General features: G+C 50.5%; 18 protein-coding genes and 1 pseudogene. 5 read left to right on the forward strand and 14 right to left on the reverse strand.

Annotated features, from left to right (window positions below; all coding sequences use genetic code 11):
- Nucleotides 1-18 precede the first annotated feature (18 nt).
- The 4 genes from V8F51_RS11735 to V8F51_RS11750 are packed head-to-tail and all read left to right on the forward strand — an operon-like array spanning nucleotide 19 to nucleotide 4,396.
- Nucleotides 19-1,227 (forward strand): Ger(x)C family spore germination protein, encoded by a 1,209-nt coding sequence (locus V8F51_RS11735; RefSeq protein ID WP_337100413.1) that lies wholly within the window; start codon nucleotides 19-21, stop codon nucleotides 1,225-1,227.
- Between the two features lie 21 nt (nucleotides 1,228-1,248).
- Nucleotides 1,249-1,503 (forward strand): hypothetical protein, encoded by a 255-nt coding sequence (locus V8F51_RS11740; RefSeq protein WP_337100414.1) that lies wholly within the window; start codon nucleotides 1,249-1,251, stop codon nucleotides 1,501-1,503.
- A gap of 24 nt (nucleotides 1,504-1,527) precedes the next feature.
- A complete protein-coding gene (locus V8F51_RS11745) occupies nucleotides 1,528-2,628 on the forward strand; it encodes a GerAB/ArcD/ProY family transporter (RefSeq protein WP_337100415.1) in 1,101 nt (366 codons plus the stop codon).
- A gap of 58 nt (nucleotides 2,629-2,686) precedes the next feature.
- The gene (locus tag V8F51_RS11750) at nucleotides 2,687-4,396 is read left to right on the forward strand and encodes a GMC oxidoreductase (RefSeq protein ID WP_337100416.1); all 1,710 of its coding nucleotides are present in this window, start codon (nucleotides 2,687-2,689) and stop codon (nucleotides 4,394-4,396) included.
- On the opposite strand, the gene V8F51_RS11755 is transcribed toward V8F51_RS11750, so the two are convergent.
- The 5 genes from V8F51_RS11755 to V8F51_RS11775 all read right to left on the reverse strand — a co-directional run bounded on the left by V8F51_RS11755 (nucleotide 4,389) and on the right by V8F51_RS11775 (nucleotide 9,524).
- Entirely contained in the window at nucleotides 4,389-5,537 is a 1,149-nt protein-coding gene (locus V8F51_RS11755; protein WP_337100417.1) for an ABC transporter permease, read from the reverse strand. The two genes, V8F51_RS11750 and V8F51_RS11755, sit on opposite strands and share 8 nt — an antisense overlap.
- Nucleotides 5,537-6,631 carry an ABC transporter permease gene (locus V8F51_RS11760; protein ID WP_337100418.1) on the reverse strand — a complete coding sequence of 365 codons (1,095 nt, stop codon included), beginning with the start codon at nucleotides 6,629-6,631 and terminating at the stop codon, nucleotides 5,537-5,539. Before V8F51_RS11760 ends, V8F51_RS11755 begins: the two co-directional genes overlap by 1 nt.
- A gap of 44 nt (nucleotides 6,632-6,675) precedes the next feature.
- Nucleotides 6,676-7,614 (reverse strand): ABC transporter ATP-binding protein, encoded by a 939-nt coding sequence (locus V8F51_RS11765; protein WP_337100419.1) that lies wholly within the window; start codon nucleotides 7,612-7,614, stop codon nucleotides 6,676-6,678.
- Between the two features lie 126 nt (nucleotides 7,615-7,740).
- On the reverse strand, nucleotides 7,741-8,874 hold the full coding sequence (locus V8F51_RS11770) for a sensor histidine kinase (protein WP_337100420.1): 1,134 nt from the start codon (nucleotides 8,872-8,874) through the stop codon (nucleotides 7,741-7,743).
- The gene (locus V8F51_RS11775; RefSeq protein ID WP_337100421.1) at nucleotides 8,874-9,524 is read right to left on the reverse strand and encodes a response regulator transcription factor; all 651 of its coding nucleotides are present in this window, start codon (nucleotides 9,522-9,524) and stop codon (nucleotides 8,874-8,876) included. Before V8F51_RS11775 ends, V8F51_RS11770 begins: the two co-directional genes overlap by 1 nt.
- A gap of 202 nt (nucleotides 9,525-9,726) precedes the next feature.
- Here V8F51_RS11775 and V8F51_RS11780 point away from each other — a divergent pair, with 202 nt between their 5' ends.
- Entirely contained in the window at nucleotides 9,727-9,885 is a 159-nt protein-coding gene (locus V8F51_RS11780) for a hypothetical protein (protein ID WP_337100422.1), read from the forward strand.
- Between the two features lie 253 nt (nucleotides 9,886-10,138).
- On the opposite strand, the gene V8F51_RS11785 is transcribed toward V8F51_RS11780, so the two are convergent.
- The 9 genes and pseudogenes from V8F51_RS11785 to V8F51_RS11825 form a co-directional block, all read right to left on the reverse strand.
- Nucleotides 10,139-10,996, reverse strand: a complete 858-nt coding sequence (locus V8F51_RS11785; RefSeq protein WP_337100423.1) for an ornithine carbamoyltransferase — start codon at nucleotides 10,994-10,996, stop codon at nucleotides 10,139-10,141.
- 141 nt (nucleotides 10,997-11,137) lie between these two features.
- Nucleotides 11,138-13,228, reverse strand: coding sequence for a carbohydrate-binding protein (locus V8F51_RS11790; RefSeq protein WP_337100424.1), 2,091 nt, complete (start codon nucleotides 13,226-13,228; stop codon nucleotides 11,138-11,140).
- Nucleotides 13,225-13,416 carry a hypothetical protein gene (locus V8F51_RS11795; RefSeq protein ID WP_337100425.1) on the reverse strand — a complete coding sequence of 64 codons (192 nt, stop codon included), beginning with the start codon at nucleotides 13,414-13,416 and terminating at the stop codon, nucleotides 13,225-13,227. The genes V8F51_RS11790 and V8F51_RS11795 overlap by 4 nt, the downstream gene beginning before the upstream one ends.
- Nucleotides 13,417-13,582: 166 nt before the next feature.
- A pseudogene (locus V8F51_RS11800) lies at nucleotides 13,583-13,756 on the reverse strand (small acid-soluble spore protein H); the annotation flags it as partial.
- 60 nt (nucleotides 13,757-13,816) lie between these two features.
- The gene (locus V8F51_RS11805) at nucleotides 13,817-14,032 is read right to left on the reverse strand and encodes a helix-turn-helix domain-containing protein (protein WP_337100426.1); all 216 of its coding nucleotides are present in this window, start codon (nucleotides 14,030-14,032) and stop codon (nucleotides 13,817-13,819) included.
- Nucleotides 14,033-14,034: 2 nt separating this feature from the next.
- On the reverse strand, nucleotides 14,035-15,606 hold the full coding sequence (locus tag V8F51_RS11810; RefSeq protein WP_337100427.1) for a response regulator: 1,572 nt from the start codon (nucleotides 15,604-15,606) through the stop codon (nucleotides 14,035-14,037).
- Nucleotides 15,603-17,372 (reverse strand): cache domain-containing sensor histidine kinase, encoded by a 1,770-nt coding sequence (locus tag V8F51_RS11815; protein ID WP_337100428.1) that lies wholly within the window; start codon nucleotides 17,370-17,372, stop codon nucleotides 15,603-15,605. Before V8F51_RS11815 ends, V8F51_RS11810 begins: the two co-directional genes overlap by 4 nt.
- Nucleotides 17,373-17,468: 96 nt before the next feature.
- A complete protein-coding gene (locus V8F51_RS11820; RefSeq protein WP_337100429.1) occupies nucleotides 17,469-18,665 on the reverse strand; it encodes a trans-sulfuration enzyme family protein in 1,197 nt (398 codons plus the stop codon).
- On the reverse strand, nucleotides 18,635-19,585 hold the full coding sequence (locus V8F51_RS11825) for a uroporphyrinogen decarboxylase family protein (RefSeq protein ID WP_337100430.1): 951 nt from the start codon (nucleotides 19,583-19,585) through the stop codon (nucleotides 18,635-18,637). The genes V8F51_RS11820 and V8F51_RS11825 overlap by 31 nt, the downstream gene beginning before the upstream one ends.
- Nucleotides 19,586-19,608 lie beyond the last annotated feature (23 nt).

Here is a 19,608-nt window from a genome sequence, read left to right on the forward strand (position 1 = left end):
AAGAATGAGCTTATGATGATGAGAAAACCTCGGAAATTTATAAATTCTTATGTGGCGAAAAAAAGCTTCGTATTTACGATATTATGTGCCTATCTGATCATCCTTCCCGGTTGCTGGAACAAAAGAGAGCTGGATCAATCCGGGTTTGTGATGGCCATTGCGATTGACCAAGGAAAAAACAAACAGCTCAAATTGACTACGCAAATGTATCGTCCGGTCGCTGGAAAAAAAGGCGGCGGCGGCGGTACCGGCTCAGCGAACGAAACCGCGAACCTGCTAATTAAGACAGAGGACGATTCTGTATTCGAAGCGATCCGCGATATCCCCATTCATCTGGGAAGAAAGGCCAGCTGGAGCCATATGCGCATTATTTTGATCGGAGAGAAGCTGGCAAAGTCGACGGATGTTGGCAAGCTGATCGATTTTTTTTACCGCGATCATGAGCCGAGGCACACGATATCCATTATGATTGCCAAAGGACAAGCGGCTAAAATATTGGAAGTAAAGCCGGCTATCGAGCAGACGATAGGCCAGCAGCTCTTGTTAACCAAACAAGTTGCCTACAAAAATGCCGCCAAATCGCTCGATACCACCCTGCTCAAATTTGCGCTGCAGATGAACGCCCCCGATAGCGATGCGGCAATCACCTATGTGTATAAGAACAAAGGAGATAAGAATGAATTAAATGCGGCCGGTCTTGCCCTCCTTAAGAAAGGCAAGATGGTAGGCATCCTGCCTTCCAAAAAAGTAGAGGGGCTTGTCATGCTGCGTAACGAGTTTAGATCCGGAATTATCGAAATCCCTTGCCCGGGGAAAGCGCTGGAGACGGAATCGTTCGAAGTGCTTGGCTTGAGAACTAGGATGAAGCCCCAGCTGGCCGGGGACAAGGTGCACGTACTCGTTAAATCCTTCGTGGAAGGGGCAATTGGAGAATTAAAATGTACGGAGATCAAAACAAGAAAGGATGAAGAAACGTTCATCCGCAAAGTGGAAGAACAGATAAAGAAACAAATGCTCTCGACCATCCGTGTCCTTCAAGCGAATAAAACGGATATTACTGATATCGGTAATTTAATTGCTAGATGGCATCCCAAGCAGTGGAACAAAATGAAGGAGAACTGGGATAGCCAATTCGCCGAAATCCCCTTTGATATCCAAGTTAAATTAAAGCTTTTAACGACCGGCACAACGATCGGACAACCGGCTGTATCGGGAGAAAACAAATAGAGAGTTTCAGGAGGGAAACATGTGGTAGAACGTATCATTGTACTGCTGCTTGCATACGGCTCTGTTTCCCTTTACGACAGGTCTCATTTGAAAAGCGTGACGAACAAGGCGGAAAAGGCCGTTTATATTATTCTCATGCTCGCCTCGCTGTATTTCGCTATCGACTATGCCCTGGAATGGCCATTCGACTTCCCCGGGCTTTACGAGTTGATCGATCTCATATTCACAGACTTAGCCAAGTTGATCGATAAAATGCTAACTGTGCCCAAAGAATGAATTTCAGCAGCGGAGGTATTGCGAATGGACAAACTTGAAACGATTAGCGCCAAGCAAATGGGCGTTCTATTCTTCACCTTTATGACCGGATCCTCGATCATAAACATTCCTGCCCCGCTAATCGGTAAAGCGCAGAACGGCGCTTTGCTGTCCCTTCTTATCTCCGGGGCCATAGGCATGTTACTGCTGGGCTGCATGCTCTATCTGCACGCGCGTTTTCCCAATCTGAGCTTCGTGGAATACAGCCGCAAACTGATCGGGCTATGGCCGACCATCATCATTTCCGTGCTTCCCCTTTCTTTCATGCTGCATATGCTTACGGCGATCGTCCTGGATATAGGCCTGTTCATGAAAAGCTCTATGCTCAGGGAAACGCCGACCTACGCTTTCACCTTATTAGTCTACTTGGTTTCTGCTTTGACCGTTCGCGCGGGGCTTGAGGTCATGGCCAGGATGTTTACGATTATAATGATCCTGGTTGTATTATTTGTCTCCGCCGTTCTGCTGTTGGCCATGGAAAACTATAATCCCGGATTTCTTTTTCCGGTCATGCCTCAAGGAATAAAGCCGGTTCTGAACGGCGCTTTCTTCTCGTTCGGCTTTCCTTACGCCGAAGTCTTTCTGTTCGCGATGCTCCTTCATTTCGTTAATAAACAATCACAAGCAAAAGGCGAGCTGAATCGCAATATGTTCCTATCGCTCTCTTTGAATATATTCACCCTATGCATCTCCACTGCTTGCACACTCATGCTATTCGGACCGCTTGCCGGGATTAAGAAGTATTCGTTATTCGAGCTTGCCCGTACAGTCGATGTTCAGGAAATCATAACAAGAATCGAGTCCGTTATCGGCATGTCGCTAATAAGCGGCTCCTATATGAAAACGACAATTACGCTGTACGTCCTGTGCCTGTATGTGACCCATCTGTTTAAGCTGAAGGATTATAGAACGATCGTAATGCCGATCACGCTAATCGCTTTTCTGAATACGCTAGTCGGCTTTAAATCCGATATGCAGTGGGTTGAGATCGTTTCGATCGTACATCCATTATGGGTTTCATTCGCGTATGTCGCCCCTCTTCTATTGATAACGGCCATCGCTGCATTTCGGAACCAGTCAAACTAGTGACATATCCCTGATCTGGGTAGCATAAAATATCCACTTCCAGCATTGATGTAATCATATGAATGTAAATGTGACTGGAGTGGTTGTATTGAAAATATGGGTTGCTAACAGGAATGAAACGCTTAAATCCATCGCAGTAGTAATCCAAGTGCCCGTTGAGGACCTTATTTTACTCAATCCGGATGTCGAGCACCCCGATCAGGACATTACCGGCAGACCGATATATCTTCCTTCCATAGCCGAATTGAGTAGCGAAGACCAATCGAGGGCCGAGTCAGAAAGCGGACTTCCGACTTGCCCGGTCGTACCGGGCCCGACTCTTAGCAATTGGATTCCTCTCACACCGCTTGAACAGATGGCCGAGCAGGAATATGATGTTCTGATTATCGGCACCGGAGCCGGCGGAGGAGCTGTCCTTTGGAGATTGTGCGAGCAATGGAAAAAGGAAGGGAAACGGATTGGGATCATTGATCGGGGAGATCAGGTTATTCCGACGCATGCACGTAATCTAGCCACGATGAATCAGGAGCGCCTCGTGGCTTATTTTAATTACTTATCCAAGCCCTTGCCGGGTTCTATTCCCGAATATCCGGGTGCCAGGCAGCTATTTGCATTAGGAGGCAGGACGTTATTTTGGTATGCCTTTTCACCTCGATTGAGCGAGTGGGATTTAGCTAGATGGCCCGTGCCGGTTTCTGAAATGGAAAGCTATTATGGCGTGGCGGAACAGGTTATGAATGTGACCAAAGCTTTTGCCGAAGGCTCTTCGTTCACGGAAATTTTGCTGGAACGGTTGTGGATGCGCGGTTATTCCAAAGCAGCGCCCCTTCCGGTCGCTGCCGATATCGTACCTCAATCGTTCGGACAGTTGCATACCGATACGTTCACCAGTTCGATATCCCTGCTTGCCAGAGCGCTGCATCACAGACCCTTTGATTTGGCCATCAACGCACGCGCCGTACAAATTCTCCATGAAGACGGAAATGTCAACGGTGTCAAGGTCGTTTCCCCCGATAAAACCGCTTATACCCTGAAAGCCAAAACCGTTGTGTTGTCCGCGAGTACCTTTGAAACGCCGCGCTTGTTGCTATATTCGGGATTTGGGCAACCGGCGCTGGGACATTATCTGACGAATCAATCCTTCGTGCAAGCGACGGGAAGTATAAGCACGGCCGATTTTCCACTCCCTTGGGGACCCCTGAACATCATGATACCGCAAAAACCGGAATCTCCGTACTCCGTGCTAATGACCGGCCCGGAAGCTTTCTATTGGTATCCTGTATCGTTAGAAAGACCGTTAACCGGCGAAACGACGGTCAACTTCTATGGTTACGGCAAAGTCGAACCTAGATACGAGAATCGGATCACCTTGAATCCTTACAAAATAGACGAGTACGGCATCCCTGAAATTCAGGTGCATTTCTCCTTGAGCGAATCCGATTGGGACGTCGTTCGCCAAATGACGGCTGGGATCAGGAGCATTGCCAGGGATACAGGTGTACGTCTGGTTTCCCAAAATGGCAGGCCGCCCATCTGCCTGACCCCTCTTGGAGATTTGCATCATGATTCAGGCACATGCCGGATCGGAGATGACCCTTCTACTTCGGTTGCTGACCCCTACGGGCAAATTCGCGGCGCTTCCGGCCTCTATGTGGCCGATAACAGCGCTTTGCCTTATATCGGAGCCGAAAACCAGACTTTAACAACGGTTGCACTCGCCATTCGAACGGCAGATCACATCATTCGGCGGCATGGTCAGCTTAAATAAACGAATGCAGCTCCTTGTTCCTTCCGAACTTGTATGCGGCGGTTAGACACAGGACGAGCGCGAAGGCAGCTAGAATAGCGAGATTCAGTACTACGCCGGATACCGTTTCACCCTGCTGAAGCTTGCTGACCGTATCTAACAGCCAGTATTGGGGCAAGAACTGGGCGATCTGCTGCATGAATGAAGGCATGGTTGCGAGCGGGAATAAGCAGCCGGCAAGCAGGCTAGTCGGTATAATCACCATCGTCTGAATACCGCTCGCCGCCATCGAGCTTGTGGAGAAGGCCACAATGGTCAAAGACAATCCTACTGCTACTATAGCGAACAGTCCCAGCAGCAGGTAGAGCTGCACAATCGGGATGCCGGACTCCATATGGAATAGCCGGGTCATCACCGTCAGCGTCACAAGGATCTGGATCAGCAAGACAATGACGTTCACAATGACATTGGCCCCTACATAAGATCGGCCCGTGATCGGAGCAGCGAACAGTCGGAACAACGTCCGGTTCTCCTTCTCCTTCAGAATCATCGCCGACAGATTGACTGCCGAGAACAGCATTAGCATGATTAAATAACCTACCGTTTGCGAAGACTTGCGATGCTCCAAGGAGCGATCCTCTACTTTCTCGACGGAGAGTTCAAAATTCGCTTGAACAAAGCTTTTATACAACTCATCAAATTTCGATTGATCGCCACCCGATGCCAGCCCGATTGATGCCAGATTTCCGATGTAGGCATTCACATACGACTTGATGTAAGGGGCAACCTGCGAACCCTTGACGGAAGCCAGCGAGACGTTCGCCGGTTCGCCTGTCGGCAAACTGACCGCGAAGCCATCCGGCAGCGTCAATGCCGTATCGATATCTCCGTTCCGCAGCAGGTCTTCTGCCTCATCTGCCTGAATGTCCACCACTTCTACCTGATCGAGCTCGCTCATATAGGCAACCAGATCCGCGGACGCCGCCTGACCGTTATCGAGATTGACTACCCCGAGTGTTAACGGCTTTTGATCGGAACTGCCATAGATCGATGAGGATAACAGGATGCCGAAGATCGGCAGACATAAATATAACAGCATGACTTTGTAGTTTTTGACCGTGCTTAGCGCCATGCGGCGAACGAGCCATGTCGTCTCTTTCATTACAGACCCTCCCTTTTTCTCATCAACACGATAGCCAGTGCAAGCAATAGGACCGAGCAGCCTATATTTAGCAGCATAGCTGGAAGCGAAGCCTCAAGCTCACCCGCATAAATGACTTGCAGTATAGCCTCATTGGACCAGTGCAGCGGCGAATACGCGGCGAGAGCGTACATGAGTCCAGACGTATTTTCAACCGGGGTATATGCCCCGCCTACGAAAGCCGCTACTTGAATAATCATCATCAAGACGCTGCCGGCCACATTTCCCTTCAGTAAGTAACCAAAGGCGAGTCCAAGGCTAAGCGCCAACACAATCTCGCTGAATAGGATCAAGAAAACAAGCCACAGATGGCCGCCCCAGTTGGCGCCAAACATATATTTGCTAAGCAGGACGACAATGACGACGAAAATCGCATTCAGCACAAACGTTCCGGCAATTTTACCAGCGAAAATTTCTCCCTTCGTCACAGGGGACGCCAGCAGGCGGATATCGGTATGCCCGCTTCGCTCCGTCTCGATAAGCTGCCCCGCAGTTAAGGCGCTGTACAGGATAATCATGGTGGTGACGGCTACCGCAAAATAGTCCAGGCCACTCGGCTGCAGCCCCGTATTGATCGGCGTCTCCGCTACATAATTGCCGTCTGAGCTAGGAATACCGCTCTCGGCGACCGACAGTTTGTAACGGTCTGTTAGCGGAGTCAATAATCCTTGGACGATGCCGTTCTCCATGGCCCTGCCGCTGTTGCCGTAATAGCTGATGCCGTCCTCAGAGATCCGCGCATAACCGGTATAGAGTCCGTTTTGCACATCGTCTTTAACGTCTGCTTCCCCGCCATCCGCTGTCTTCTCGAAGACGATGCCGGAAGCTGCTCCATCCTGCAGCAAAGCCTCCCACTCCTGTTGTACCTCACCACTTGCTCCATCAAAGCTATAAACAACGCGTATCGGTTCCACCTTCACGGTTGCTTGAAAACTGCCAGACAGCGCCGTCCCCAAAATAAGCATGAGCAAGACGGGCGTCGCCAGCATGAACAGCAGCATTTTAATATCCCGGAGAATCTTCAATTCTTTCCCTGCGATTCGCAATACGTTCATTGGCTATACTTCCTCCCTCTGTCGTGTCATCACTGGCCGCTTGATTATTCATCGCGCAGCGTTCGGCCTGTCAATGTCAGGAACACGGTCTCCAGACTCGGCTCCTGCGCTTCCACGCCCCGAATTTCCACGCCGCTTGCCACGAGCAGCTGGATGATCGCATTTAGATTATTGATTTCTACAGCCGAGCTAATATTAATCGTCTGATCCGCGATTTCAACCGTACTGACGCCAACAATGCCCTTCAGCCCTTCCAGCGGAACATCGTCGGCCGATCGCACGGCGATGCTGATGCTCTTCTGATTCGTAATAATCGCCTTCAGCTCAGCCTTCGTTCCTTCCGCAATGATCTTCCCATGGTCGATAATCGCGATTCTCGAGCATATTTCCTCGACCTCTTCCATGTAATGGCTCGTGTAAATGATCGTACTGCCCATTCGATTCAGCTTCCGCACCGAGTTCAGAATATAGCTGCGCGATTGCGGATCGATTCCTACCGTCGGCTCATCCATGATGATCAGCTTCGGCTTGTGCGCAATCGCGCAGGCGATATTGAGCCTTCGCTTCATCCCGCCGGAGAAGTTCTTCGGGAAGCTTCCTTGCCGATCGGATAGTCCGACGAATTCCAGCGCTTCGACCACGCTTCGCTTCAGCTCCGCTCCTCTTAAGCCGTATAACCCTGCGAAGAAGTGCACATTTTCATAAGCCGTCATATTCTCGTAGATCGCTAAATCCTGCGGTACGAAGCCAATCGACTGCTTCGCAAACTTGCCGTTCTTAGCGATATTCCGGCCCATTATAGCAATCTCGCCTTTGGTCGCCGAGAGCAAGGAAGTCACGATATGAATCGTCGTGCTTTTTCCTGCGCCGTTCGGTCCTAAGAAACCGAATATTTCTCCTTCTTGCACCGACAGCGATAAGTTATCCACGGCCGTATAATCACCGAATTTTTTCGTCAATTGATTAATCTCCAGTACGTTCACGCTTATTTCACCCTCCCGTTAGTTCCGTTCTTCTGTTCTTATCGTACAAAAAAAGGACGTCCTTGCAGAAGTGCACAAGTTCATCCTTCTCCCATGAAATAGTTCATGACGTAACCCCTCATTTCTTCACGGGGTATAAGGTATTAAAGTCGTCACCGAAAATCCCCTCGAGCCGTCGACGATGATTTTACCGCCTACGGCCGCCGTCCTCTCTTCCATGCCCACGATTCCGATTCCCTTCACAACCTTCGTCTGCCCTTGTCCGTTGTCCTTGATTGTAGCCTTGATTAATGTAGGCAGCACCTGTACATGGATCGAGACCGAGGAAGCCATGGCATACTTCATCGTATTGGTAAGCGCCTCTTTCGTATTTTCCTGAATGATTCTCCAATGAATCGGCGTAATGAAATCGATATTTCCTTCGTAGGAAAAGGCCGTCCGAATCGGGTGTTTAGCCGCAAATTCGTCGATGAACAATTTCATTCGGTTGACGCCCATCTGTTCCGTCGGCGGCTTCATCCGCTTCAGCTCGATTCGAATGCTCTCGATTCCTTCCTTCGAAATGTGAATGGCATTGTCCAACAGCAGCGACGTCTTGTCCGGATCGTTCGCAATCAAGCGCTTCGCCGCCTCCATCTGAATGAGCGCGCTCGTCATGGCATGTCCGATGTGATCATGAATATGCTGAGACATCCGGTTACGCTCCTCCAGCTTAAGAGTGTATTCGGTTTGCCGCAGAAACTCATCGTTTTCCTGCAGCTTGACGTGCAGCCGTTCCAGCTCGCCCCGCATTCGTTCCAGCTCGGAACGTTGTTCTCGCAGCGATCTTCCGTAGCGCTGCAGGACAGAAAAGTATATCCACGTCACAGCCGCAACGAATAGGTACAGGAGCATCAGCTGCCGGGGCAGCATCGCTAATGGGATAAGCATGAGCAGGAATGATACAGCCCTTTGGTTACCGTAGGCGATGGCCGACAGCTCCCACAGATGGACCGGCAGCAGCAAATACATGAGCGGATAATCCTGGATGGCGAACATGGTTACCCCTATGGATAAAGCCGCGATTGCGGGACGTAGCTTCTCTTTTCGCAAAATATAAAACAATAAGTTCGTACAAAGATAGATTAATACGGATAATATAAACCAAGGCGTTGCGCTTGTTTCCGAGATTAGCGATTGGCCCGCCGTAAAGACGAGCAGAGCCGCTTTAAAGCCGATTCCGGCAAGCTCCGATACATCTCTAGCTCTTGGATCGGTCATTAGGTTAACTCTCCGGTCAAGTAATAAATCGCGATTTGCGTACGGTGGGTGAGACCTGTTTTGCTCAATATCGAAGTAATGTGGTTGGCGATTGTGCCTTCAGAGATAAAGATTTCTTTGGAGATCTCCTTATTCGTCCTCCCCTTGGCGATCAGCGCCATAATATCGAGTTCTCGCTCCGTAAAGAGGCTCTTGTCGATTTTGGCAGCTTCGGTCAGTACGGGCAGCTCGGGCTCTTTCACCGATTTCAGCTTATCCAGCACCGAATCTTGCAGAACATTATGGCCGTGGTAGACGGTTTTGATCGCGTCGCTGATTCGTTCGGGGTCGTTATTTTTCAACAAATAACCTTTGGCTCCGTAACGAATGGCATCCCGTATATATTCATCATCATCGAAGGTCGTTAAGATAAGCGGTCTCGTCTTTGTTCGCTCAGTGATCAGCTTAGTTGCTTCCACCCCGTTCATCTCCGGCATCCGCACGTCCAGCAGCGCCACGTCAACCTCATGCTGTTCGCAATAGGCCACGGCCTCCAGCCCATTCTCGACCGTCGCTACAACCTCGAACCCTTCGAACGTCGTTAATATGATTTTCATTCCTTCGCGAATGAAGGAATTGTCGTCAGCTATAAGCACCTTAATGTTCGGCATTCTGTCATCCCCTTTCATCCTTCCATTATTATGCAATAGGATAGGCGATAACGCTATATGGAATTGCTATTGATTGTCGATAGGGTGTTTCAACTTCGCCTGAATCGTTTACTAATAAGCAAGCGAACGTTGCATGGGCTAGCATTATAGCAGACGGTCCGCAGGCTATCCGTTCGCAAATCCTAATTAAAGAGGTGTCGTTATGAGTCAGACAAAAACTTCTTATTACACGGGCGAGCAAGTCGATCAAGAAGGCGAGTACATTTGCGAGGCAGGCCGGCGCGCTGCATTGAAAGAAGGGGACAAATTCCCGTATTGTCCCGTAACCGGCCTCGATACGAATTGGTATTTGGCTAATTAACCGACTCCTGATACGCTACCATACACATGCAACAAAGGCTTGTCCCAAAAGAACTCGAACAATACGGAAGGTCTCTATTTACGCAAGACAGGACCGCCTCAAACTCCACTGCAAAGTGGAGACTGAGCTCTGAAAGAAGTGGCTCGCAGCGAAAAGGTTGCGAGTCTTTTAACTAGTCGGAAGTGAATGGATTTCATACAGGCGAATGAGGCTGTATGATTTCCACTCAAATGTGACCGCGCATCCTCCGTCGTCACTCCGTACTATTAAGACGAAGGCAGAATAAAATGATAGCCTGCTGGATGTAAATTAGATTTCCCTTGAATTTGTATCCAACAAAATACGGGGAAGCAATAACCGATTCGCTCACCTCTTCGTTTCTGTAAAATGGAGGGCAAGGACATAATAAGGCTCCTTCTCTGGCCGTATCCATCCGTTCGACGGTAATCTGATATTGATCAATATACGATTGCTTCAATAATCCATTAGGAAGCGAATCTGTCAAAACAACGTCGCTTCGGGACAAAATCTGCTCTAGATCTGTGTGAAATGTATAGGTCGGAGATGGTTCGCTAAGCTCATTCCCTCGTATGCAAACATGATTGAAAGCTAGATCCATAACCGCTGCTGCTTTCATCCATGATCTCGATATATTCCCCGCCGGTCCTACAAATGTATACACTAGCTCTCTATAGTTTTCTCTAACTTTACCTATTGAATATAGATCCGATAAAATCTCGCAGGGGTGGTTATAGTCAGTCATTGCATTAATAATGGGGATTGCTGAGCGCTCTGATAGTTCTACTATTTTCGTAAAATTGGGATGCCTTACAATAACTCCGTCAGCCCAGTTTTCTATGTATTGAATCATATCCCCGAGTTGTTCCCTCCGATCAAGCGCTTCAGGAGTGAATAATATGGATTGACCTCCCAAATCCTTTATCCCTTTTTCAAATGTGACTCTCGTCCTTATGCTATTTTCGGGAAAAAATAAGATGAATGTCTTACCTTTCAATATATCTTTATGCTCGCCCATTCTAAGCTGGTCAGCCAGGTGAAATATTTCAATGATTTGATTCGAAGTCAGATTATCGATATCCAAAAAGTTCATTCCACGCCCCCCCCCACTAATAACTCGAACTTTGTGAATAAATATACATTAAACAGTATTAAAATACAATTAAGAAAATACATCTGCAATTAGCAAAAGAGACTCCGTAAGGAGTCTCCATCTCGCACATGCGCTTGAACTTTATTGATGGCTTGTCGGATGCTGTACGGTTGCCGGTATTTGGCCCTTCAACATCCGGTTGATGTCGCCTGTCAGCCTCAAATAGAAGTCCGAGGAGACAGCAACGCCGTCCGCATCAAGCGTCAAGAAATAATGATTGGCAGGAATCATCGATGAATTCTCCGCGGCCTTCGCGATAGCCGTGCCTTCATCGTATTCATCGAACATGGCTACGTAGCCGCTGTTAATGCCAAGACTCTTGGCATTGTACGCCTGCCGCCACATGAAATCGCCGTGCAATCGCGGAATTTGGTTCTGCGGCCCTGCATGCAGGTTATGCCAGGAGAAGCCCGGCCATAGCACCGGTTGATAATCGATGCCGTATTGGTTCGTCACCGCTAGATCCGGCTGCATCAGATTGTTCTTGAAGTGATCCGCACCGTCCAATCCTCCGAAGCGGCCGACATACCAAGGGGAGAGCATATCGAACGACTGATAGACGCTCAGGAATCCCGACTTGGAGTCTTCGACGCCCGTCCGCCAGTACGTTGGCACACCGCCGATGACGTAGACGTTCTGATCCTTGAACCATTGGATAAGCGCCGCCGATTCCGACGCCGTTCCCGGGCGATCGTTAAAGCCAATACCCCATATATTGACGACGATCTTCCCGTCCTGCTTCGCATAAGCGGAGGAAGACGTCAGATTCATGCCGCCGAGAATATTGTTCGTCCAGTCGTACTTGACCGCATCGTCCCATGTATTTGCATCCATGCCTGTAATATCGTACATGATATAAAATTTGCGGCCGTAGCTTTCTGCCGCATTCTTAACCTTAACCGCAACGCTGTCCCGATTCGTCCGCCAGTTGTCCGGGGTGCTGCTCGTGCTGGCGCCGAACCGTTGCAAGGCCGCGCCGTCTATGTTGTAGGTCTGCATCCATTCAAAATGTTTGTTCACCGTCTCTTGGTCATAAGATGAGAACAACTTAGCCTGCTGTCCGTTATTCAAGTTTTGCAAACTGGTTGCATACGTCTTCGAATATTCTCTGAGATCCGGATACAGGTCGAAATTCACGTTGCTGCCTGTTCCAGGAGCAGAGCTATTCTTGGACCAATGAATCCAGCCGCCGTTCGGAGAACCGTCCCCGGCAGCGTTGAACCAGCCCTGATAACCCGCAATGACTTTGCCGACAACATCGCCGCCTGACGGCTGAGGCGCGGACGGATCGAAGCGGAACCAGTTCAAGTTGAACAGGCTGCCTACTCCGCCCGTAAATTTAAGAAACACGTTTTGTACGCCCGTTATGTTCGAGACGCCACAGGATACCGTCGTCCAGTTCTGCCAGCCGCCGGTTACTGGAACCGTACATGTGCCTGCCAATGTGCCGTTCAAGCTGCCCAGACGAACTTCGATGGAGCCGCCGATCGACTGGCTTGCGACGCGAGCCAAGAACGTATTAGCGCCGCTGCCAAAGTTCAAATTGTTGAAGCGAATGTAATCGCCATTATCGATATAGGCGACATTCTGTCCGCCTTCGCTCGCCGTTTCCAGTTGTATGCCCGATTGTACGTCATACAACTCCGCTTCCGTCTGAACGAATGCCGACTTTCCTGCGGAGAATTGGAACCAGAGCAGGTTGAACAAATTGCCCGTTCCGCCGGTAAATTTCAAGAACAATATCTGCGTTCCCGTCGGATTGCCGCTAATGGCACAGGATATCGTCGACCAGTTCTGCCAGCCGCCCGTACCTGCAACCGTACAGGTTCCGGCCAATGTACCGGTCAAGCTGCCCAGTCGCACCTCGATCGCTCCGCCGCTTGCATTGCTGGCCACCCGCGCCGAGAAAGCGCTTGCACCAGTTCCGAAATCAACACCATCGAACCTGAGGTAGTCCCCGTTATCGATAAAAGCGACATTTTGCCCGCCCTCGGTAGACGACTCCAACTGTATGCCTGACTGCGCATTGTAGCTCGACGCTGCTGTCTGCGTGAACGCCGATGCCGCGCGAACATGTGACGGCGTTAATGTCAGCGTCGCCAGCAGCATCGCTGCCATGAGCACTGCGGATAACCACTTCTTGTAGACTTGCTTGTCAACTGCATGATTCATTCTTTCTCCTCCTCAATCTTTATGATTGCATGCAAACATAGCCTGTCCACCGTTCCAAACGGCTGTCCGATCCCCCCTTCTCCACAATCCCGAGCGCGCTGTCTCGTCATGATGAATATTACGCCGCTTGCCGTATGCCGCTCGACCTGTCCATTCCCATATTCATACAAATATTGGCATTGGTACATGAGGCGATCTTGACTTTTACAGTTCATTGCCATCCAAAAAAAAAACAAAGCCGGCTATCCCCGCGCCAAAAGCGGGGACAACCGGCTCGTACAACAGCTTATGTTAGGTATCGCTTGGCAGACTGCATCCCATCTGTTCGACTTCCATGGCCACCCGGGCAGAAGGCTCCGAGAGGCTCCGCAGGGGAACGTCTTGCTCTTGATCGGGCTGGTCGAGAGGATAGATTCTCGCTGTCTCGTTCTCTTCGTTCACATGCTGAATGTATATGCGAGACCCATTATATTCCACGTGCTCCATCGTCGGCGAAGCTGCAATTTCCTGTGCCCGCTGAATGTCCATCGTATGCGCCACCTCGGTTTCTAATTGTTCCCCCTACATTGTGCGCGCAAGAGCTGACATCTATTCAAGAGCAGTCCATTCATACAGATCATCGACCATACAACCTATCGTGCGAGCGATGGCAACTGCATTTTTCAAAGGCATCACTCTCTTGTTCTCCATGTAATCCGTCAGCAGCTCGCGTTTATACTGCAAGGCTTGGGCTAGCTGCTCTAACGTCATTCCATGATCCGCCAATCGCTCTTGCAGCAGGCAGCGGCCCAGCTCGAATTTCATGCTCATCCTTCTTTCCGTTCGGCGGCTATTCGCGACTTATATTCTTGAGGGGTGCAACCTGAATATTTCTTGAACAGATTGCTGAAATATTTCGGATCGCTGCCCATGCCCGTCATTTCCGCGAGCTCGTATATTTTGTAGCTGCCGGAACGCTCCAGCGTCTCCCTCGCCTTATCGATTCGGGCCTTCGCTACGTATTGAGGGAAAGGCATGTTCAATTCCTTGCGAAATAGCTTACCCAAGTAATCCGCATTCATGAATAGCTTATGCTTCGCAAGCCATTGCAGGGACAATTCCTCCAGGTCCAGATGGTCATGAACGTATTGCGCCATACGGCGGGCCGTCATGCTGCTTCTCGCGGCAGGATTTCCATAATAGAGGTTCAGGATAGACATCGCTTCCGCATAAATATACAGTTCCACTTCCTCAAGCGTCTTCATCTCCAATATCGGAGCCGTATGCTTCAAATATTCATTCGATTGCTGAGGAACACATTGCTTATACAAAATATTAACGAGATCTATGCATGCGCCCGTCGTCGTTCCGATCGGAAGTTGCAGCCTTCTTAACGTTGCAAAAAAAACCGCAAGCTCCTTGTTCAGCGCCTCTCTTAGTCCAAGCTGAATATTCGCCAAAATGCCGGAGCACCGTAGCAGCTCCTGCACTTCCCTTAACGGGTCCGCACTGCCCGCCGTATCCGTCTCTCCGCCTAAATAGAAAAGCTGCTCCATATGCCGCTTGGCCTGTTCATAAACGTCCGGCAATTCCGGAAACAGTCCGGCATTACTTACTAACCACAACAGCCGGCTGCCCTCCTCTTCCTCGTAGCGCTTAGCGATTAGCTTCGTTCGCTGGGCTAGCTCCGTTACGGGATACTCCGACACGACAAATACGATCGTATGATCAATGAGGGCGGAATGCCCCATCACTTCTTCGCCGAACGATGCGGCGAATACCCGCCTGAGCTGCTCCGCTTCCTCATAGCGCAGCTCCTTATCCGGTCTGCACAGCAGCAGCCTCATAGCCCCGTTGCCGATTTGCAGGCGATCTTTGGCAGCAACAGTGGCGGCGCCGGCACCGTACGGAAATCGGCCGAGCAAATAATCGGACAGCCATTTCTCGCGGGCTTTGGGCATCACTTCCGACAGCATCGTTTCCAATTGTCCGTATTTCTGCTGCTTTAACCGCTCCTCATTCAACTCCAAGGCGACCTCTTCAAGCACTTTCTTAATATCGTCCTCGTCGCAAGGCTTCAATATATAATGTTTGACTCCGTATTGCATCGCTTTGCTGGCAAAGCGGAACTCCCCGAAGCCCGACAGTACGACAAACTTAATATCGGGCCGCCTTTGCTTAGCCAGCTTAATCAATTCCAATCCGTCGACGCGCGGCATCTTAATGTCCGTAATGACGATATCCGGCCGAAGATGATCCAATTCCTCCAGTACGGCTTGGCCGTCGGTCATGCAGCCGACAAGCTGCAAGCCAAGTCCGGACCAGTCGACCAGCGATGCAATGCCCTCCCGTATAATCCTCTCATCGTCAACAAGCAAAACCTTATAGGGAGTATTCATCCTATCGATTCACCTCGCATCGTCATTTCTAAAGGCTGGGATAACTCGGGCGTATGAATGTAAGGCAATGCTATTCGAATGACGGTCCCTTGGCCGGACTCGTTCTCGATCGTAAGTCCGTACTCCGGACCATGCAATAATCGCAGCCGGTTATGAATGCTCTTAAGCCCTACGCCCGTTCCCTCGGCGCTAATTTCGTCGCGCTCCAGCTTTTGCAAATAAAGCGGGTCCATGCCGCCTCCCGAGTCGCTGACAATAATATCGAACCGGTTCCGGTGGGGGTGCTCCTCCGCCGTAATGACGATATGGCATGGCTCGGCGGAAGGCTCGACCGCATATTTAATGCTGTTTTCCACGATGGGCTGCAGGATGAAGCTGGATATATATAAATGACGGAGATGCTCGCCAATTTCCATTCGGTAGTCCAGGCGATCCTCGAATCTGAATTTTTGAATATAAATGTAATGGTTCAAGTTGTCGATTTCCTCTTGGATCGTCGTATAGGGACTTTCCGTAATCGAGCTTCTCAGCAGCTTGCCCAGTGCCTTGACCATCCCCGATATTTGGAGCTGGCCGTTCATGCGAGCCAGCCAGTTGATCGATTCCAGCGTATTGTATAGAAAATGGGGATTGATCTGCGCCTTCAATCGATCGTATTCGGCATTTCGCAGCATGAGCTGCTTAATATAGTTCTCTTTGATAAGCTCGTTCAAACGGTCGATCATCCGATCGAAGCTTAGGCTCAGCAGCGTAATTTCATTCCGTTGATTCGGTATTTCCAGTCGGTCTAGCTCCAGATTGCCTTTCTCCACGACAGCCATCTTGCTCATCAGCTTGCCGATCGGCTTTGTAATATGGCTCGACAGGCGCACGCCCACGGTCAACACAATAATGAGCAGAACGGCATACAGCACTAACAGAACGGCCTGCATCTTCTCGATTTCCAGGAACAAAAATCCGTACGGAACAAGCTGAATGAACGTCCAGCCCGTGTAATCCAGCTTGAAGCGTGCCGCGAGATATTTGTTTCCTTCTAACGCGATAACCGAATAGGAACCATTATCTTGCAGATGCTGCTCCAATTCATTCAGAGGTACCGCATTCGGGCTGGAGAACATAGCCCGTCCCTCGGCTGCGATAATAATGGCCGAATCGTAATACTCCTTCTCTTCCGAGCTGGAATATACGATACTATCGGCCTTCGCCCGCAGGATCATTGTACCGATCGGCTCCATGCTATAGTCGCTGACCTCGCGGATTTCACGCAAGGACTGGAAGTATCCGTCCTGATCGCCGCTGACCCACACGCTTGCTCCTTTGTAAGCGGCTGCCGTATCCACGGCAGACTGAACATTGTCCTTGCTAAGCGAAGCTGCATGCACGCCCGCTCCGTGATAGGCGCCGTTGCTGTCAATAATGACGATCGATGCGACCGCATAGTCGAACAGCTGATAGGATAGCAGCTTGCGCTTAAGATTGTTGGCGGCTTGATACGCTTCAAACGTATTGGGTCGTTCTTTAATCGTGAGCAGATAGGATTGAATGAAGGGATCCGACAAAATCGACAAAGAAAGCAGATCGATGTTTTGCAGCTTCTCTTCGATTCGCAGCGAGAACAAATGAAACTTCTCCGAGGATTCGCGATAGATGACATCGTTATATTGAGAACGGGAGAATTGGACGAACAGGTAACCGAGAATACTTGTAGATAAAGCCGTCAGGACGAAAAAAACAATCAGCTTCTGCTTAAGCTTCATTTGCTTCATTGGCGCTCCCCCTCGATTCTCTCATTATACCAGCCCGGTACAACGACGATAAGATCGGCGCTTATCGCACCGATCTTATCGAGAAGTCATGATGCGCTATTGCGCCTGACCTGCCCTCTCCTGCTGCCCCTCGCCGAACCAAGCGTAAAAGCTGCTTAAGTCGCGAATCAGATCGGCCGGGTCCTCCAATCCGATATTGAATCGAATCAGGGTCAGCGGACGCTTTTCCTCCGAGTCGGCAGCCGCGCCGACAACAAGCACCAAGCTCTCATAGCCGCCGAAGCTCAGCCCAATTCGGAATAAGGTCAACTGATCGACCCATTGCTTCGCTTGTTCCAGGCTTGCCGACAATTCAATGGACAGCAGACTGCCCCAGCCTGTCATCTGGCGTTTGGCAAGCTCATGCTGCGGATGCTCTGGCAATCCCGGAAAATTCACATTCCGAATCCGCGGCAAGCTGTTCAAGTACAGCGCTACCTTTAGCGCTGACTCTCCGAGCCTCTCCATTCGGAGCGGCAGCGTACGCAAGCCGCGCATCATAAGAGAGGCGGTATGCGGCGTCATAATACCGCCGAGCAGCTGATGGTCGACACGGCTTAAACGCTCGATCCAGGATGACTTGCCGATGACTGCCCCTCCCAGCACGTCGCTATGGCCGCTTACGTATTTGGTCAACGAATGGACGACCAGATCGATACCTATATCCAGCGCATGCTGGCGGCAAGGTGACGCCCACGTATTGTCGAGTATCGTCGCCATGCCGAATTCGCCCGCAAGAGCGACGCATGCTTGCAAATCCTGCAATTGAAAATAGTAGCTGGTCGGGCTCTCCAAGTACAACACTTTCGTGTTGTCCCGCACCGCCTCGCGGATATTCTCGACGGACGTGCCGTCCACATAAGAGATTTCCACCTGATAGCGGGATAGAAAGTGATCCATAAACTCTCTGGTTCCGAAATATACCTGGCTAACGCAAATGATATGGTCGCCTGCGCTTACGCGCGATAGGATGGCAGCGGAGATAGCCGCCATTCCCGAAGCGAAGCATTGCGCGCTTTCTCCGTTCTCCAGCGCGGCGAGCCGCTTCTCCAATTCCACGACAGTGGGATTGCCCATGCGGCTGTATTTATAGCCATGGCCCGGGTCGTCGCTTCTCGCGTAAGTGAACAGCGAGTTCTGATAGATCGGGAATACGACAGCGCCTTGATGCCGCTCGTCATGCTCGTCGTGCGCCACGAGCGTATACGGCAGCGTCTCGTCCCCTACGCCGAACGGATGGTTTCGACTACCCATTTGATTCGCTCCCTGGATATGTCATGAGATAATGAGCAATCAGCGCCAACAATTAGGCCGTTCGCTCCCGCTTTCTCTATCAATTCGTTCGTGAACCGCTCCACTTCCTCCCGTTCGCCGCTATGCAGCACCCCGGCAGACGTATTGTCGAAGCCGCCCAGCACCGCTTGATTGCCGAAATAAGGTCTGCCCTCGTCAAGGCCTAACCCCTCGACATAGATCGCCCAGTTCACGGCCTTCGCCGGGTAGTCCTTCCAATTGTCCAGTCGGTTCCGAATGCCGGCCCAGCCGCACATGTGAAGCAGATTGTATTCGCTGAGCCCGTTCGCTCGGTCCAGCACATATCTGTCGCTTGGCATCACCAAGCTTTGGTATTCCGCATCGGTAAACCGATTCTGCTCGCCGCCTTGCAGGCAATAATAAATGCCCGTGCAGCCCGCTTCCCCGATCAGCTTCTCCGCGAGCATCGCCTGATCCTCGGCAATGACGCTCAATGCGTAGAGAATCGCTTGCGGGTCTTCCTTCAAATGCCGCATGACGACCTCGTCGGAGGTTGCGAAGCGAATGCAGGAGAACGGCGCGAACAAGCTGTAGAACGTACAGCATTCGCCGTTCACTCCTTCCGTGATCAGCCTTGCCCGCTCCACCTGCTCCGCGATATAAGGATGATTCGGTCCAAGCGGCTTCAGCTTCCGCCAATCGGAAGCCTCTTTGATTTCGGCCGTCAGCGGAAATTGGAAATAGCCGTCGCACATGATTTTGATAAAATCAACGTCGCTCTCCCTGTAATAGTTCAGATGCGCGTCAACGCACGCCTGCCCCATTCCTTCATCGCCGTTAAAATGAAACCAAAAGCTTACCGGCGGATAATCGACGGGTTTCTGATCAAGCGCATGCAATACTCGCGTTACTTTGTCCATTCTCTGCACCTCTCCCTCGGTTG

It is taken from the genome of Paenibacillus sp. YIM B09110 (genome assembly GCF_037167145.1).
GTDB lineage: Bacteria > Bacillota > Bacilli > Paenibacillales > Paenibacillaceae > Pristimantibacillus.

What these genes read in the sequence shown, in the direction of transcription:
- V8F51_RS11750 (WP_337100416.1), top strand. Translation starts at nt 2,687, where the DNA reads ATGAATGTAAATGTGACTGGAGTGGTTGTATTGAAAATATGGGTTGCT.
- V8F51_RS11770 (WP_337100420.1), bottom strand. Translation starts at nt 8,874, where the DNA reads ATGACCGATCCAAGAGCTAGAGATGTATCGGAGCTTGCCGGAATCGGC.
- V8F51_RS11795 (WP_337100425.1), bottom strand. Translation starts at nt 13,416, where the DNA reads ATGTACCAATGCCAATATTTGTATGAATATGGGAATGGACAGGTCGAG.
- V8F51_RS11760 (WP_337100418.1), bottom strand. Translation starts at nt 6,631, where the DNA reads ATGAACGTATTGCGAATCGCAGGGAAAGAATTGAAGATTCTCCGGGAT.
- V8F51_RS11735 (WP_337100413.1), top strand. Translation starts at nt 19, where the DNA reads ATGAGAAAACCTCGGAAATTTATAAATTCTTATGTGGCGAAAAAAAGC.
- V8F51_RS11755 (WP_337100417.1), bottom strand. Translation starts at nt 5,537, where the DNA reads ATGAAAGAGACGACATGGCTCGTTCGCCGCATGGCGCTAAGCACGGTC.
- V8F51_RS11785 (WP_337100423.1), bottom strand. Translation starts at nt 10,996, where the DNA reads ATGAACTTTTTGGATATCGATAATCTGACTTCGAATCAAATCATTGAA.
- V8F51_RS11805 (WP_337100426.1), bottom strand. Translation starts at nt 14,032, where the DNA reads ATGAAATTCGAGCTGGGCCGCTGCCTGCTGCAAGAGCGATTGGCGGAT.
- V8F51_RS11820 (WP_337100429.1), bottom strand. Translation starts at nt 18,665, where the DNA reads ATGGGTAGTCGAAACCATCCGTTCGGCGTAGGGGACGAGACGCTGCCG.
- V8F51_RS11775 (WP_337100421.1), bottom strand. Translation starts at nt 9,524, where the DNA reads ATGCCGAACATTAAGGTGCTTATAGCTGACGACAATTCCTTCATTCGC.
- V8F51_RS11790 (WP_337100424.1), bottom strand. Translation starts at nt 13,228, where the DNA reads ATGAATCATGCAGTTGACAAGCAAGTCTACAAGAAGTGGTTATCCGCA.
- V8F51_RS11810 (WP_337100427.1), bottom strand. Translation starts at nt 15,606, where the DNA reads ATGAATACTCCCTATAAGGTTTTGCTTGTTGACGATGAGAGGATTATA.
- V8F51_RS11745 (WP_337100415.1), top strand. Translation starts at nt 1,528, where the DNA reads ATGGACAAACTTGAAACGATTAGCGCCAAGCAAATGGGCGTTCTATTC.
- V8F51_RS11815 (WP_337100428.1), bottom strand. Translation starts at nt 17,372, where the DNA reads ATGAAGCAAATGAAGCTTAAGCAGAAGCTGATTGTTTTTTTCGTCCTG.
- V8F51_RS11825 (WP_337100430.1), bottom strand. Translation starts at nt 19,585, where the DNA reads ATGGACAAAGTAACGCGAGTATTGCATGCGCTTGATCAGAAACCCGTC.
- V8F51_RS11780 (WP_337100422.1), top strand. Translation starts at nt 9,727, where the DNA reads ATGAGTCAGACAAAAACTTCTTATTACACGGGCGAGCAAGTCGATCAA.